The following is a 15,578-nucleotide window of genomic DNA, read 5'->3' on the forward strand; positions in this document are numbered from 1 at the left end:
GCAACCTCAATGCCCCACGGCAAAGGCAATCGGCGCCGAACGGGCCAACCCGCCCCGGCACTTGAGCACCCGCAATTGCGCAGGTTTGGCATCGATGGCGATGCGCAGGGCCGCCGGTGACGGGTTGATCGCTTCACTGAGCGAGCGATAGGCAAACGCCAGGGTCGAGCCGGTTTCCGCCGCCACCTGCAAGCGCCGTAGCGCCCGGTCATCAGCCTTGTGCGGCCAGCACAGCACCGCGCCGCAACTGCCTGAACGCAGGCATTGTTCCGCCGCCCACAACGCATCGCGCTCGCTGGCCTGGATGATCGACAACTGACGCAGATCGACTCCGGCGCTCTGCCAGGCCTGGGGGTACGGCACATACGGCGGCGCCACCAAGACGATGCGTTCGCCCGCCGCCGACAGTCGCGCCAGTGCTGGCCACACCAATTGCAACTCGCCGACGCCCTGCCCGGCCAGGAGGATTTCGCTCAGGGCCGCTTCCGGCCAGCCGCCCGTGGGCAGCGCCGCATCCAGCGCGGCATGCCCGGTCGGTTGCGGGCTGGCGGCCGGCGGCGCAGGCCGGCCCTTCAAGACCTGGCCGCCATTGAACAGCGTATCCAGCGCAACGACGGCACCCATCAGCCTTGCCTCACCAGACCGCAGAACACGCCTTCGATGGCCAGATCGCGGTCACCTTCGACGATGATCGGCTGATAGGCCGGGTTGCGCGGCAACAGGCGCACCGTGTCGCCGACCCGTTCGAAGCGTTTGATGGTGACCTCGCCGTCGAGGCGCGCCACGACAATCTGGCCGTTGACGGCTTCAGGACTGCGATGCACGCCCACCAGATCGCCATCGAGAATGCCGTCCTCGATCATCGAGTCGCCGCGCACCCGCAGCATGTAGTCCGGCACCCGGGAGAAGATCGACGGATCAAGCAGCAATCGGCTATGGATTTCGGCATCGGCGCCAATCGGCGCACCGGCCGCCACCCGGCCGAGTACCGGGATGTCCAGCAGCTCGGGGCGCGGTGGTTGCCCGAGCAGGCGAATGCCCCGGGCCTGATGCGGGTTGACCTCGATAAAACCGGCTTCGGTCAGCGCCAGCACATGTTTGCGCGCCACGCTGCGGGAGGCAAAACCGAACGCCTCGCTGATTTCAGCGAGGCTCGGGGACTGACCGTGTTCGGCGATGCGTTCGCGGATGAAGGTCAGGATGGCGGTACGGCGGGGAGTGAGAGTCGTCATGGAGTACATTTGTACTCTTTCCGGATTTTTCTGGCAAGCACCTGTGGTCGGAGCGGTGTAGGAGCTGACGAGTGAAACGAGGCTGCGATCTTTTGATGTTGTTTTTAAAGAGCAGGATCAAAGGATCGCAGCCTCGTTGCACGAGACAGCTCCTACAGGGGATCGAGTGCCCCCAAACCACGGGACTCCAGAAAACCTGCGATGTAATCGATAAAGGCCAGCACTTTGGCCGTGGCCCGCCGATGGCTGGGGTACACCGCCAGGATATGCGGGCCGAAGCTGTCCGGGTCAATGTCGTAGTCGGCCATCAGCCGCACCAGTCGCCCATCGGCCAGGTACGGCGCGGCACTCCACAGCGGCGTGTGCAACAAGCCACGCCCGGCCAAGGCATTGGCCAGCAGCAGGTCGTAATTGTCGCTGCGTAACCGTGGCGACTGCGGTTGCGGCAGGCTCAAGCGCTGGCCGTCGCGCTCGGCCCACCAGAATTCGCGGCTGAGCAACGGATGGCGATACAGCAGCCATTCATGCTCATCGAGAGTTTGCGGGGTGACCGGCAGATTTTTGCGCGCCAGATATTCCGGACTGCCACACAGCGCCAGGCGATTGCTGCCGACCACCCGGGCGATCAGCCCCGGCAAGTCATCATGGCCTTCGCGCAAGGCCAGGTCGTAGCCGCTTTCCAGCAGATTGACGAACTCGTCGCACAGGTCCACTTGCAGGTTGATTTGCGGGTATTGCTCCAGGAAACCGCCACACACCTGATCGAGAAAAGCCTGCCCATAGGCCAGCGGCGCAGTGATTTTCAGGCTGCCGCGCAGGCCATGCTGTAACTGCTCGATTTCCTCACCGGCCTCGTCCAGCCGCTGCAACACCTGGCGCGCGGTTTCCAGGTAAAGCCGCCCGGATTCCGTGAGCAAAATCCGCCGGGTGCTGCGCTCGAACAAACGCGCGCCAAGCTCCGCTTCCAGATGATTGACCGCTTTGGTCAGGGCCGACGGAGTCTTGCCCAACTGCTCGGCGGCGCGGCTGAAACTGCCCAGTTGCGCCGTAACCACGAACATTTTCAGTGCACCCAACTTGTCCATTCTTTTTCCATTCAGGCAAAAACGTTTTTCGCGAGTGAGGCGTTCTACCGAGCGCGGCAAGCCACTAATCTGGCCATCAGACGCAATAACAAGGAAACATTCAATGAAAAGATTCATCCCGAATCTGTTGATGGTGGCAGTGAGTTTTGCCTCGTTGGAAGCCATGGCGGCGACCGATCTGGTGCTATTCAATGGCAAAATCTTCACCGCCGACCGCAACCAGCCGAAGGTCCAGGCCCTGGCGGTACAGGATGGCAAAGTGCTGCAAGTGGGCAGCGATGCGCAGATCAAGGCCTTGATCGAAACGGGAACCAAGGTCATCGACTTGGGCGGCAAGACCCTGATGCCCGGCCTGATCGACAGCCATTCCCACGCGATTTTCGGCGGATTGGAGATGGTCTCGGCCAACATGGAAGACGAAGTGGTCGACCTCGACGAACTGGAAAAACGCCTGCGCGCCTGGCGCGAAGACGGCAAGGCGAAGCATGGCGATGTCCTGAGCGTGGCCGGCATGAGCTCGGCTTACTGGGCGCAGGCCGAAGCCTTGGGCAAGAAATTCAACAGCGGCGAATGGGCCGACGTCGCCGTGGTGTTCACGGGCAGCGACCACCACACGGCGTGGGCCAACAACGTGATGCTCAAACGTGCCGGGGTGGATGCGGCGCTGCTGAAAACCCTGCCGGACGCCGAGAAGGACACCATCGGCAAACTGGCCGATGGCAGCCCCAACGGTTTTCTGGTGGATGCAGGTTGGGACCGGGTCGCCTCGAAAATGCCGTCACCGAGTGCCGCTGACATGCTCAAAGCGGCGCAAACCGCCGTGAGCTACAACAACAGCGTCGGCATCACCGCGTGGATGGACCCCGCCGCCAACGCCGCGCCCGGCGAGCCGATTTTCGCCCTCAAGCCCACGGAGAAAACCGTCGGTGTGCTGCCGGTGTACAAGGCCCTGTCGGAAAGCGGCGGCATGAGCGCTCACGTCGCCGCGCTGCTGGTGGCCAACGGCAAAAGCGTTCCCGCCGATCTCGACACCCTCGACAAAGTCCGCCAACAATTCCAGGGCATTCCCAACCTGACGTTGCCCGGGATCAAGATCTTCGCCGACGGCGTGATCGAGTACCCGGCGCAGAGCGCGGCGATGATCGACCCGTACACCAACTCGCACAAACCGGGCGAATTGCTGATCGATCCGAAGCACTTCGGTGAACTGGTCAGCGCCATCGATCAGCGCGGCTGGCTTGTGCACATCCACGCCATCGGCGACCGTGCGGTGCGCGAATCACTGAACGGCATCGCCCAGGCGCGCAAGGACCGGCAGAGCGGCGTGACCCACTCGATCACGCACTTGCAAATCGTCAATCCGAAAGAGTTCGCGCGCTTCAAACCGCTCGACGTCATCGCTTCGATGCAACTGCTGTGGGCCAGCGCCGACGACTACACCACCGACATGATCAAGCCTTACGTCAGCGCCCTGGCGTTCCGTTACCAGTACCCTGCGCATTCGCTGCTCAAACAAGGCGCGACCATCGCCGGGGCCAGTGACTGGCCGGTGTCTTCGCCGAACCCGTGGAACGCCATGGCCCAGGCCATGACTCGGGTCGGTCCGCTGGGGGTACTGAACGCCGATGAACGCATCGACCGCGAAACCATGTTCTACGCCTACACCCTCAACGCCGCCCGCACCATTGGCCTGGACAAACAGATCGGTTCGCTGAGCGCCGGCAAACAGGCCGACTTCATCGTGGTTGACCGCGATGTGTTCAGCGTCGATGAGAAAGCCCTGCACGACACCCAAGTGCTGCAAACCTGGTTCGCCGGCCGTCAGGTCTACGCGCCGACCCTCTAATAAAAACCACTTCACTGCCCGACTCCGTGTTTCCCGACACGGGGCCTGGCGCAGCCTTGCCTGAAATCTGCCCATAACAATCACAACAGCGGGATCCCCCATGAAAGCTTTCACCCTGTTCGCCCTCGGTTCCTTGAGCTTGCTGCCCTTGAGCAGCCAGGCTGTGCCCTTGAACGATGACTTTTCGTTGCTGATGGATGTGACCTTGGCCAGCGACTATCGCACTCGCGGCATCTCACAAACCCAAAATGATCCGGCCCTGCAAGGCTCTGTCACCCTGGCCCACAGCAGCGGCCTGTACCTGGGCGCGTGGAGTTCCAACGTCGATTTTGGCGGCGGCCTGAAGACCCGTCAGGAGGTCGATTACTACGCCGGTTGGTTGTGGCAAGCCACCGATGATGTGAGCCTCGACGTGGGCTATCTGAAATATTCCTATCCAAAAGAGAGCCAGTTCAATCAGAGCGAGGTCTACGGGATTCTCAGCGTGTATGGGGTGAAACTCGGGGCCTATTATTCCGACGACGCGCCGGGTATCGACAGCGAACAGAACTCGCTCTACAGCTACGTCGGTTATGAGACCGCGTTGCCCTACGACGTGGGACTGAAACTGCGTTATGGCTTGATGGACTTCAAGGATCCGCACCTGTATTCGAGCTCGGGTGAAGCCGAGGATTCGTACCGTGAATGGGAGGTCAAGCTGACCCATGAACTGGCGGGGGTGATGCTGGGCTTGAGTTATGTCGACACCGATTTGTCGAAGAGCCAGTGCGCCAGTAACTGGGGCTTCGATGATGTGTGCAGCGCGACAGTGGTAGCGAGCATCAGCAAATCCTTCTAATCACCATAGATCCCCTGTAGGAGCTGACGAGTGAAACGAGGCTGCGATCTTTTGATCTTGCTTTTAAAAGCCAAAGTCAAAAGATCGCAGCCTCGTTTCACTCGTCAGCTCCTACAGGGTTCCGGTCAGGCTGGAGAGGTAGGGCCAAGGATAAATCCCGCGTTCGTGGCCGTCGCTGAACACCAGTTGCAAGCCGTAGCCCTGTGAATTCACTTCGATCACCTGAACCCGTGAATCCACCAACGGCGGCATCCCCTGCAACCGAAACGCCCGACACTGCGAACACGGACACTGGCGCCGCAACTCCACGTGATCCAGCCGCTGTTCGCGACCATCCGGCCAGTTCAATCGAAGCTGCTGTTGGCTCCGGGAATTACCCACCGACACCGGGTTCATTGCAGCTGACTCAAGGCAATGCGCACGGCTTTGCGCACTTCCGGGTCGCCGTCGTCTTGCGCGGCGAGTAATGGCGCGATGGCACCTTTTTCATTCAGTTCGCCGAGGGCCAGGGCGGCTTCCTTGCGCAGGTTGCTGATGCGGTGGCCGAGGGTTTCGATCAGCGCGTCGAGGGCCGGAACGTAACGCAAGCGACCGAGGCTGCGAGTGGCACGCAGGCGAACTTGCCAGTAATCGTCGCTCAAGGCTTCGACCAGGGCCGGGCCGGCGTCGACCTGTCCGACTTTGCCCAGCGTGGTGGCCGCTTCTTCGCGCACTTGCCAGGCCTGGTCCTGTAGCGCCTGTCGCAGGGCCGGCAAAACGTGTGCATCAGACGCCAGACCGAGCGCGCCAGTCGCAGCGCGACGGACTTCGGTGTCCGGATCAGCGCTGGCCAATCGCGCCAGCGCCGGCAAGGCATCCAGCTGTTTCAGCCAACCCAGCACACCGACCGCTTCACGGCGGACGTTGGCGTCCTGATCGCCCAACGCCACAAGCGCCGCCGAAGCCGCTTCTGGATAGCGCAACTCGCGCAACGCCCTGAACGCCGCGATGCGCACACCGATATCGGCATGCGCTGTCCACGGCAGGATCACCCTGCCCGCTGCTTCGCTCTTGAGCAGGCTGAGGCTTTGCGCGGCGGCGGCTTGCACCGCTGCGGATGGATCGGTCAGCGCCTGACACAGCGCTTCGACCACAGGCTCATCCTCCCAGGCTTCCAGCAAGCGCGCGGCTTCGGCGCGGACCTCTTCAGCCGGATCCTCGGCCAGTCGATTGACCAGCCACAGCAGGCCATCCGGTTCTTCCAGGTCAGCCAAGTCGATCAGCGCGATGCGGCGCACGCCGGCATCTTCATCGGTCAGGCGCGGTTGCAGGGCAAGAATGTCGTCGTTGTCGGTTACATCGAATAGTGAGGTCATAGGGCAAATCGCGGCAGTTTGTTTTCAGGGGGAAGTCCGAGAGGGTTCAGGCGCGGTAATTGCCGACCGTCTTCGTGACGCAGTAATTCGAGGCAGTGACGCTTCAAACGGGAGAACTCATGGCTGGTCACCAGTTCGGTGGTGCGTGGCCGGGGGAAGTCGAGGCGCAGGTCTTCGATGATCCGGCCGGGGCGCGAACTCATCACCAGCAGGCGATCGGCGAGGAACAGCGCTTCGTCGATGTCATGGGTAACGAACACCACGGTGGTGCGAATCCGCGTCCAGATGTCCAGCAACAGTTCCTGCATGTTCAAACGGGTCAAGGCATCGAGAGCGCCGAACGGCTCGTCCATCAGCAACAGCCGAGGGCGATTGACCAGCACCCGGGCAATTTCCACCCGCTGCTGCATGCCGCCGGACAACTGATCCGGCCAACGCTCGGCGAAGCCTTCGAGGCCGACCAGAGCGAGGATTTCATCAGCCGCTTTATGCCGCTCGGCCTTGCCGATGCCGCGCATTTTCAGGCCGAAAGCGACGTTGTCACGCACGGTTCGCCAAGGGAACAGCGTGTGATGCTGGAACACCATGCCGCGTTGCGGCGAAGGTCCCGAGACTTTTGCACCGTCGACATTCAGGGTCCCGGTGTAGGTGGTCAGATGCCCGGCCAACGCGCCGAGCAAGGTGGATTTACCGCAGCCGGATGGTCCGAGAATGCACACGAACTGTCCCGGCTCGATCTGGCAATCGAGGCCCTGCACCGCTTCGAACGCGGCGCTGCCCTCGCCCAGGCTGATCGACAAACCGCGAATATCGATGCGCCCTTCCGGGTGTTGAAAAACGCTCATCAGGCTTTTCCTCGTAGTCGATGCCAGGGTGTGAACAACCCGCCCAGGCGTTTGATCAGCAGACTGCTGCCCATTCCGAGGACACCGATCAGCAACATGCCGACGACGATGTCGGCGTAGTTCTGGATGGTGTAGGACTCCCAGGTGTAATAGCCAATGCCGTATTGGCCGGAGATCATTTCGGCGGTCACCAGGCAGAACCACGAGGTGCCCATGCCGATGGCGAGGCCGGTGATGATGCTCGGCGCGGCCCCCGGCAGAATCACTTCCAGCAGAATCGCCCGCCGCCCTGCCCCGAGGCTTTTCGCCGAGGCGATCAGCCGTGGATCGACGCCTTCGACGCCGTGCACGGTGTTGAGCAGGATCGGGAACAACGCGCCGGTGAAGGTGATGAAGACCATCGACAGCTCTGACGACGGGAACATCAGGATCGCCAAGGGTATCCAGGCGACTGCCGGGATCGGGCGCAGCACCTCCAGAGGCGGCAGCAGTAAATCTTCGGCCCATTTCGAGCGGCCGATCGCCACGCCCAGGGCAACGCCGATGACCAGCGCCGCAAGGTAACCGGCGAAGACCCGGCTGAGGCTGCTGCCCAGATGCTGAGCGAGTTTGCCGGAGTCGCCGAGGCCGAGCGCGGCTTCAATCACCGCAAGCGGGGTCGGCACGTTGGCGAACGTCACCAGGCCGAGGTTCCAGTGATGGCTGGCGGCGAGTTGCCAGAATATTAGGCAGAGCAGCAAGGATGCGGCCCTTGGAATCCAGCGTAAAAATGATCCAGACATACAAAATTTCCAATGGCGACCACTTCACCTGTAGGAGCTGCCGAAGGCTGCGATCTTTTGATCTTGATCTTCGGCGTATTTGAAGCCGCCAAAAGATCGCAGCCTTCGGCAACAGGTGGTTGCGGTGAACGTGGGTTAGCGAACGGCCACGGCCTGCGTGGTGGCATCGGTGAAGTCGAACACCTTGCCGCCCTGGGCCGTGGCGAATTGCTGGGCCTGGCCTTTGAGCAGGAATGCGCTGAGCCGGCCTTTCGCATCACTGGCGAACCACGCCTGATCCGCCAGCAACTTGATGCCGCTGTCACTGGCCTGGGCGTACACCGCGCGAATGTTTTTGCCTTCCTGCTTCAGGGCAGCCAACGCAGAGAATGCCTCTTCCGCTGAAGCGTACTGGCGGACTTTCGGCTCGCCGCGCACCCAGATCTCGGCCACGTGGCTGAAGTCAGTGATGGCTTTGCCACTGGCGGCATCGACGGCTTTGAGTGGCGTCTGTGCGTAGTTGGCCAGTTGCGCGCTGTAGTCGAGGTTCGAGGCTTTGAAGGCGGCGCGGATGTACTGGTCGTCGATGAAGGTATTCAGGTCGAGACCGCGATCAGCCTTTTTCAACAGCTTGAGGGTGTCGATGGCGGTGCCGACGGCCTGGCGGTATTCCGGTTTCCAGCTCAGGTCGCGGGTCTGTACGCCGAGCGGACCGTGGAACAGGTAATTGACCTCGGCATCCACCCCGGTGACTTTGGCGATCAGTTCGCTGTACTTCTCCGGTTCGGCGGCGAGCAACTGGTTGGCTTCGATGCTCGCACGAAGATAGGCGACGACGATCTCCGGGTACTTTTTCGCGTAGCTCTGATCCACCAGCGCACCATGGAAGGTCGGCGCGCCCGCCTGGGAGCCGTCATAAATCTTGCGGGCGAAACCCCGGCTCGGGAACAGCTCGGCGAACGGCACAAAGTCGGCATGAGCATCGATTTTCCCGGCCTGCAACGCGGAACCGGCGACTTCCGGTGGCTGGGCGATGATGTTCACGTCCTTCAGCGGATCCCAACCCTGGGCCGCCACCGCACGCAGCAACATGCCATGGGCAGTCGAGGCGAACGGCACGGAAATGGTCTTGCCTTTCAGCTCCGCCAACGACTGCACACCCGAGGCGCTCGGCACCACGATGCCATTGCCACTGCCCTTGGTACTGCCTGAAAGCACGCTGATAAACAGGCTGTGCTTGCCGGCGGTTTCGAACGCCACGCCGTTGAACGAACCGGGGAAATCGGCCATCGCGCCGAAGTCGAGTTTGCCGGCCACCATCTCGTTGGTCAGCGGCGCGCCACTGGTGAAGTTCTTCCACTCGATGTCGTATTTGGCGTCTTTGTATTGGCCGTCGTGGGGCAGGTATTTGTCCAGCAGGCCCAGTTCCCGAATCAACAAACCGCCGGCGGCGCAGTTGATCGTGGTGTCCTGGGTGCCGATGGCGATACGGATGGTTTCGGCCGAGGCCGACAAGGTGAATGAGGCCAGTACCAGACCGGCAAATGCTGCACGCAATAACATGGTGAATCCCCTCGAATCATTTATAGGATGTTCGTCTCCGCCACGATCAGGGCGTGGTGGGAAACGAGGGGTGTCTTGAAGCAAGCGTCCGGGGTTATCGGGTAGCTTTTTGGGTTGTCTGGCCTGGCCTCATCGCTGGCAAGCCAGCTCCCACAAAATTCTCTGGTGCCTGCCAAATCTGTACCCCACTGCAAATCCCTGTGGGAGCTGGCTTGCCAGCGATGGCGTCCTGTCATTCAACGCAATAAATAAGGGATATCCACTTTCACCGCCCCGGTCGGGCAGTCCTTTTCACACGGCATGCAGTACCAACATTCATCGAACGCCATGTAGGCCTTTTGCGTGGCCGGGTTGATCGCCAGCAAGTCCATCGGGCAAACGTCGACGCATACGGTGCAGCCTTTGTGAGCGATGCACAGGTCCTCGTCGACCGTGACCGGCGCGTTGGAGCGGAAAAAGATTTCCTGGGGTTGATAGGCCATGTTCGGTCTCTCTTTTGTGGACGGCTTCAAGCCGCATCGGCACCGACCCGCAACCGGTCGTAGGCCTGCATTTCTTCGGCATCCAGCGGGATGATGTAAGGCTCGACGGCTTTCTTGAAACTGGTCATCAGGCCGTTTTCGCCCTTCTTCAGGTGGCAATGGCAGAACCAGTCGCTGTCATTGCGCTGTGGATGATCGACCCGATAGTGGTAAAGCCCCCAACGACTTTCCGCGCGGAACAGCGAAGCCCTTGCAGCCATTTCCGCACAATCGCGGATCATGCTGACTTCCATGGCGCGCATCAGCTCATGGGCGTTGTGGGCCTTGATCTGATCGAGATCGCGCTGGATATCGCTGAAGCGTTGCAGGCCGATTTGCATCTTCTTGGTCACTTTCGGCGGTTGCAGGTAGTCGTTGACGAAGCGACGCAGCTTGTACTCGACCTGAGCCGGTGGCAGTCCATGCTCGCGATCCAGCGGCGCGTAGACCCGTTTTTTTTCGGTTTCGATCTGCCGGGCATCCAGCACTGAAAACTCGCGGTCAGCGACAAAATCTGCCGCGTTATTGCCCGCAAACCAGCCATAGGTGAACGCGCCGAGCATGTAGTTGTGCGGCACCGCCGCCATGTCGCCGGCCGAGTACAAACCCTTGACCGAAGTCTCGGCCTTCTCGTTGACCCACACCCCCGACGCCGAATGCCCGCTGCAAAAACCGATCTCCGAGATGTGCATCTCGACCATCTGCGTGCGGTAGTCGGTGCCGCGATTGGCGTGGAACTGGCCGCGACTCGGGCGCTCGTTGCTGTGCAGGATTTCTTCAATGTTCTGGATGGTTTCCTCGGCCAGGTGATCGAGCTTGAGGAACACCGGACCATTGCCGCTTTCGAGTTCCTGGTGGAACTCCCACATCATCTGCCCGCTCCAGTAGTCGCACTCGATGAAGCGCTCGCCCTTGTTGTTGGCGGTATAGCCGCCCAATGGACCGGTGACGTAGGCGCAGGCCGGGCCGTTGTAGTCCTTGATCAGCGGGTTGATCTGGAAGCATTCCAGGTTCGCCAGCTCGGCCCCGGCGTGGTACGCCATGGCGTAGCCGTCGCCGGCATTGGTCGGGTTTTCGTAGGTGCCCATCAGGTAACCCGAGGACGGCAGGCCCAAACGCCCGGCCGCACCGCAGGCGAGGATCACTGCCTTAGCCTTGATCACGTGGAAGTCCGCCGTGCGGCAATCGAAGCCCATCACACCGTTGACCGCGCCCTCTTCATCCGTCAGCAAACGGGTGCACACCAGTCGATTGGTGATGCTCACCCGCGCCCGCTTCAACTGGCGATACAGGACTTTCTTGATGTCGTGCCCTTCCGGCATCGGCAGCACATAGGCGCCCATGTGGTGGACCTTTTTCACCGCGTAGTCACCGGTTTCGTCCTTCTCGAATTTCACGCCCCAGCGGTCCAGTTGCTCGATGGTTTCGAAGCTGTGGGTGGCGTAGGCGTAGACCGCCGCCTGATTGACGATGCCGTCGTTGGCGATGGTGATTTCCTTGGTGTACTGCTCCGGTGTCGAGTGCCCGGGAATGATCGCGTTGTTCAGGCCGTCCATGCCCATGCTGATCGCGCCGCTGCGCTTGACGTTGGCCTTGTCGATCAGCAACACCCGCAGATCGCGGTTGCGCTCCTTGGCCTTGATCGCCGCCATGGGCCCGGCGGTGCCGCCACCGATCACGACGATGTCGTATTCCTGTTCGAGAGTCGCTCGGGTCATGCCTGATCCCCTTTTTGCCGGTCGATCCGCAGGCGGTACTGGAAAGCATCGCCACGGTAGTAAAGGTGTTCGAAGTCCACGGGCTGGCCGTTTGCATCGTGGGTCAGACGCTCGATGCGCATGATCGGCGAGCCGGGTTCGACGTTCAGCGCTTGGGTCAGGTCGGCGTCGGCCAGTACGGCATCGATGGCCAGGTCGGCGTGACCCAGGGCCAGACCGCAGTCGTTTTCGAGGATCAGGAAGATGTCGCGGGTGACCAGATCAGCCTTCTCCAGCCGTTCGCCAATGGCTTTGGGCAGGTAGGTGATCTCCAGCGATATCGGCTCGCGGTTGATCAAACGCACGCGTTTGATCTGCGCTACGGTCTCGCCTTCAGCAACCTGCAAACGCTCGGCGACCAGTTTGTCGGCGGCAATGAATTTAAAGCTGCGCAGACGGTTGATCACCTCGTAGCCGCGCCCGGTCATGGACTCGGCCAGGCCTTGCAGGGTGCTGACGTTCTGGAAGGTTTTCGGCTTGGCGACGAAGGTGCCTTTGCCGTGGATCTTGAAGATCAACCCTTCCTTTTGCAGATCGCCGAGTGCCTGGCGCACGGTGATGCGGCTGACCTTGAACAGCGCGCCAAGCTCGCTTTCGGAAGGCATCTGGCTGTCTTGCGGGTATTCGCCGTCGAGGATGCGCGCGCGAAGCACATCCCTTAGTTGGGTATGCAAAGGAACGCTGTTGAGGGATAGAACGTTATCGGTCATGAGGATCACTTGTCATAACGAGTTATGACGTGATCTTAGAGTTCTAAAGATCGGCTTGAGAAATACTGTTTGAGCATAAGGTTAGAGCCGACAATCAGCCGAGCGCTGAAACACCTGTGGCGAGGGAGCTTGCTCCCGCTCGGCTGCGCAGCAGTCGTAAACCCAATGCACGCGATTTATCAGATGCGGTGCGTTTTGCCGGTTTTGGGGCCGCTTCGCCGCCCAGCGGGAGCAAGCTCCCTCGCCACAAAAGCATGTCAGCCGATGCGCAGTGCACGCAGATCCAGATGACCATCCTTGAGCGGCGGGCACCAGTAATAACCACCGGTAATCGGCCGGCTGATTCGGTACAAACCGTCGGTGACACCGTCTTCCAGACCGCTCATGCGGCGCAACTGGACTTCGAAAGCGTCAAGCGAGAAACCGAACGCAAGGAACATCAGGCCGGCGCGATCGTCTTCGATCCACGGCATCGAACGACGGACGATGAACGCCTCGGGCGCGAAGCTTTCCTGGGCGGTGCGTTTGACGTGGGCGGAGATCGGCGCGTCGTCGAGCTCTTCGTTGTCGCTCAGGCGACGGCCCATGATGTCGTCGGTTTCATGGGACGGCATCGCGTGGAAACCCTTGAGGTCATGCTGCCATTGCTGGATCGCGGCAAAGCTGCCACCGACCATGCCGTCAGCGCCTTCAGCCACCAGCGCGGCAGATTCGGCGGCTTCGTCGCGTGGGTTCTCGGTGCCGTCTTCGTAGCCGGTCAGGTCGTGGCCGTCGCGGTGGCGGAAGCCTTCTGTCACCTGCACCAAACGAAAGGCCGGCGCCAATGCTGCTTCATAGGCATTGCTGCGATTAAGCAACTCGCCACGGTCCACACCGTGCAACCAGCACCACAGCGCGTGTTGGGTCGACGGGTTATCTACGCCCACGCCAGTCAGCGCCGGGAACGCGCGCAGCCCTTCAATGTTGCCGTCCAGGGCTTTGACCAGGGATTCACCGAAGCCAACCACGGCCAACTTGCCATCCACCAGTTGCATCAATTTGTCGAGCGCGGCCGGCAGTGCCGCAGCGGATTCGAGGGCGAAGAACATATGACGGGCGTGAGGCGGAACGGGGGTGGCGAGAATGCCCGGCTGGTAATGACTCATATGAACTCCTTAAGAAAGTGCGCCAAGTTTAACCGCAGCACCGGCCATTGTCTGGGCTCAGGTCAAAAAAGTCCGGTTACAAGAACCGGGCAAAGCGGTCTACGCTTGAGGCACAAGATTCAGTTCCTCAACCCCTCTGCCCTGCCTGTCGCCGCTCGATTGACGTAAAAAATCGAGTCATTAAGGCGTATAACCCTTGAAGCGCAATCCAACCAGCACACGGCTGACATCTCACACGGGGTAGCGAAATGACTACAGCGAATATCCTTGGCAACCTGTTTCCCGAGGCCGGCAGCATCCCGGAAAAATACCGGCTCGACGGCCCGACCGAACAGCGTGAATACCTGGTCGATGGCGTCCTGAAAACCTGGCCCGGCCCCCTCGCCCAGGTCCGTAGCCCGGTGTACCTCAGCGGCGCCAACGGCGACGAACAAGTGATCCTGGGCAGCACGCCGCTGCTGGACGCGGAAACCGCATTGACCGCCCTCGACGCCGCCGTGCGTGCCTATGACCGCGGCCAGGGTTTATGGCCGACCATGCGCGTGGCCGAGCGGATCCAGCACGTCGAAACCTTCCTCAAGCACATGCGCGAACAGCGCGAGGCGGTGGTCAAGTTGCTGATGTGGGAAATCGGCAAGAACCTCAAGGACTCGGAGAAAGAGTTCGACCGCACCTGCGATTACATCGTCGACACCATCAACGCCCTCAAGGAACTCGACCGCCGCTCCAGCCGTTTCGAGCTGGAGCAGGACACCCTCGGCCAGATCCGTCGCGTACCACTGGGCGTGGCGTTGTGCATGGGCCCTTACAACTACCCGCTGAACGAAACCTTCACCACGCTGATCCCGGCACTGATCATGGGCAACACCGTGGTGTTCAAACCGGCGAAACTCGGCGTGCTGCTGATCCGGCCACTGCTGGAAGCGTTTCGCGACAGCTTCCCGGCCGGGGTGATCAACGTGATCTACGGCAGCGGTCGCGAGACCGTCAGCGCGCTGATGGCCAGCGGCAAAATCGATATTTTTGCGTTTATCGGCACCAACAAGGCTGCCAGCGACCTGAAGAAACTCCATCCAAAACCTCACCGCTTGCGCGCGGCACTGGGCCTGGATGCAAAGAACCCCGGCATCGTCCTGCCGGAGGTGGATCTGGATAACGCGGTCAACGAAGCGGTCACCGGTTCTCTGTCGTTCAACGGCCAGCGCTGCACGGCGTTGAAAATACTCTTTGTCCATGAAGACGTTGTTGACGCCTTCATCGAAAAATTCAACGCCAAACTCGCCACGCTCAAACCCGGCATGCCGTGGGACAGCGGCGTGGCCCTGACGCCGCTGCCGGAATCGGGCAAGGTCGATTACCTGCACGCGCTGGTGGCGGACGCCATCGGCAAAGGCGCAAAAGTGGTGAACCCCAACGGTGGCGAAGCCCGCGCATCTTTTTTCTACCCGGCGGTGTTGTACCCAGTGAACCCACAGATGCGCGTCTACCAGGAAGAACAGTTCGGTCCGGTGGTGCCGATCGTGCCGTATCGGCATCTGGACACCGTCATCGATTACGTCCTGGAATCTGACTTCGGCCAGCAGTTGAGCATCTTCGGCACCAATCCCGTGGCGGTTGGCCGATTGGTCGACACCTTCGCCAATCAGGTCGGACGAATCAACCTCAACGCCCAGTGCCAGCGCGGCCCTGACACCTATCCGTTCAACGGCCGCAAAAACTCCGCCGAGGGCACCTTGTCGGTGCATGACGCGTTGCGGGTGTTTTCAATTCGGACATTGGTGGCGACCAAGTTCCAGGAGACCAACAAGGACCTGATCAGCGAAATCATCAGCGGTCGTAGTTCGAGTTTCCTGACCACCGATTACATCTTCTGAGGAGACCAGGCCTGAACACATCGACAGCTCATCGCCTGCCACCGTT

At 61.0% G+C, this 15,578-nt stretch carries 15 protein-coding genes; 3 read left to right on the top strand and 12 right to left on the bottom strand.

From position 1 onward, the window contains the following. Positions 1–6: 6 nt before the first annotated feature. The 3 genes from imuA to NL64_RS05845 all read right to left on the bottom strand — a co-directional run bounded on the left by imuA (position 7) and on the right by NL64_RS05845 (position 2,317). The gene (imuA, locus tag NL64_RS05835) at positions 7–624 is read right to left on the bottom strand and encodes a translesion DNA synthesis-associated protein ImuA (RefSeq protein ID WP_034147201.1); all 618 of its coding nucleotides are present in this window, start codon (positions 622–624) and stop codon (positions 7–9) included. Further along, a complete protein-coding gene (gene lexA, locus NL64_RS05840; RefSeq protein ID WP_034147202.1) occupies positions 624–1,241 on the bottom strand; it encodes a transcriptional repressor LexA in 618 nt (205 codons plus the stop codon). The genes imuA and lexA overlap by 1 nt, the downstream gene beginning before the upstream one ends. Positions 1,242–1,384: 143 nt before the next feature. Further along, the gene (locus tag NL64_RS05845; protein ID WP_034147203.1) at positions 1,385–2,317 is read right to left on the bottom strand and encodes a LysR family transcriptional regulator; all 933 of its coding nucleotides are present in this window, start codon (positions 2,315–2,317) and stop codon (positions 1,385–1,387) included. 103 nt (positions 2,318–2,420) lie between these two features. On the opposite strand from NL64_RS05845, the gene NL64_RS05850 reads away from it, so the two are divergent. Together NL64_RS05850 and NL64_RS05855 are read left to right on the top strand one after the other, a co-directional pair. Further along, positions 2,421–4,163, top strand: a complete 1,743-nt coding sequence (locus tag NL64_RS05850; RefSeq protein WP_034147204.1) for an amidohydrolase — start codon at positions 2,421–2,423, stop codon at positions 4,161–4,163. Between the two features lie 100 nt (positions 4,164–4,263). After that, a complete protein-coding gene (locus tag NL64_RS05855) occupies positions 4,264–5,001 on the top strand; it encodes a TorF family putative porin (RefSeq protein WP_034147205.1) in 738 nt (245 codons plus the stop codon). Positions 5,002–5,112: 111 nt separating this feature from the next. Here the strand turns inward: NL64_RS05855 and NL64_RS05860 are convergent, their stop codons facing one another. The 9 genes from NL64_RS05860 to NL64_RS05900 all read right to left on the bottom strand — a co-directional run bounded on the left by NL64_RS05860 (position 5,113) and on the right by NL64_RS05900 (position 13,658). Next, positions 5,113–5,397 carry a DUF971 domain-containing protein gene (locus NL64_RS05860; protein WP_034147206.1) on the bottom strand — a complete coding sequence of 95 codons (285 nt, stop codon included), beginning with the start codon at positions 5,395–5,397 and terminating at the stop codon, positions 5,113–5,115. Further along, positions 5,394–6,356 (bottom strand): HEAT repeat domain-containing protein, encoded by a 963-nt coding sequence (locus tag NL64_RS05865; protein ID WP_034147207.1) that lies wholly within the window; start codon positions 6,354–6,356, stop codon positions 5,394–5,396. The genes NL64_RS05860 and NL64_RS05865 overlap by 4 nt, the downstream gene beginning before the upstream one ends. Next, positions 6,353–7,201: an ABC transporter ATP-binding protein gene (locus tag NL64_RS05870; protein WP_034147208.1), complete on the bottom strand. Its 849-nt coding sequence runs from the start codon at positions 7,199–7,201 to the stop codon at positions 6,353–6,355. Before NL64_RS05870 ends, NL64_RS05865 begins: the two co-directional genes overlap by 4 nt. Next, a complete protein-coding gene (locus NL64_RS05875; protein ID WP_034147209.1) occupies positions 7,201–7,983 on the bottom strand; it encodes an ABC transporter permease in 783 nt (260 codons plus the stop codon). The genes NL64_RS05870 and NL64_RS05875 overlap by 1 nt, the downstream gene beginning before the upstream one ends. A 135-nt stretch (positions 7,984–8,118) precedes the next feature. Continuing rightward, entirely contained in the window at positions 8,119–9,525 is a 1,407-nt protein-coding gene (locus NL64_RS05880; protein ID WP_034147210.1) for an ABC transporter substrate-binding protein, read from the bottom strand. A gap of 236 nt (positions 9,526–9,761) precedes the next feature. Then, on the bottom strand, positions 9,762–10,007 hold the full coding sequence (locus NL64_RS05885) for a 4Fe-4S dicluster domain-containing protein (RefSeq protein WP_008060065.1): 246 nt from the start codon (positions 10,005–10,007) through the stop codon (positions 9,762–9,764). Between the two features lie 26 nt (positions 10,008–10,033). Beyond that, positions 10,034–11,764 carry a fumarate reductase/succinate dehydrogenase flavoprotein subunit gene (locus tag NL64_RS05890; protein WP_034147211.1) on the bottom strand — a complete coding sequence of 577 codons (1,731 nt, stop codon included), beginning with the start codon at positions 11,762–11,764 and terminating at the stop codon, positions 10,034–10,036. After that, the gene (locus NL64_RS05895; protein ID WP_034147212.1) at positions 11,761–12,513 is read right to left on the bottom strand and encodes a GntR family transcriptional regulator; all 753 of its coding nucleotides are present in this window, start codon (positions 12,511–12,513) and stop codon (positions 11,761–11,763) included. Before NL64_RS05895 ends, NL64_RS05890 begins: the two co-directional genes overlap by 4 nt. 257 nt (positions 12,514–12,770) lie before the next feature. Beyond that, positions 12,771–13,658 (bottom strand): Dyp-type peroxidase, encoded by an 888-nt coding sequence (locus NL64_RS05900; protein ID WP_034147213.1) that lies wholly within the window; start codon positions 13,656–13,658, stop codon positions 12,771–12,773. A 248-nt stretch (positions 13,659–13,906) separates the two neighbouring features. Here NL64_RS05900 and NL64_RS05905 point away from each other — a divergent pair, with 248 nt between their 5' ends. Beyond that, positions 13,907–15,532 carry an NADP-dependent glyceraldehyde-3-phosphate dehydrogenase gene (locus NL64_RS05905; RefSeq protein ID WP_034147214.1) on the top strand — a complete coding sequence of 542 codons (1,626 nt, stop codon included), beginning with the start codon at positions 13,907–13,909 and terminating at the stop codon, positions 15,530–15,532. Positions 15,533–15,578: the final 46 nt, after the last annotated feature.

It is taken from the genome of Pseudomonas fluorescens (assembly GCF_000802965.1).
In the GTDB taxonomy this organism is placed as follows: domain Bacteria; phylum Pseudomonadota; class Gammaproteobacteria; order Pseudomonadales; family Pseudomonadaceae; genus Aquipseudomonas; species Aquipseudomonas fluorescens_A.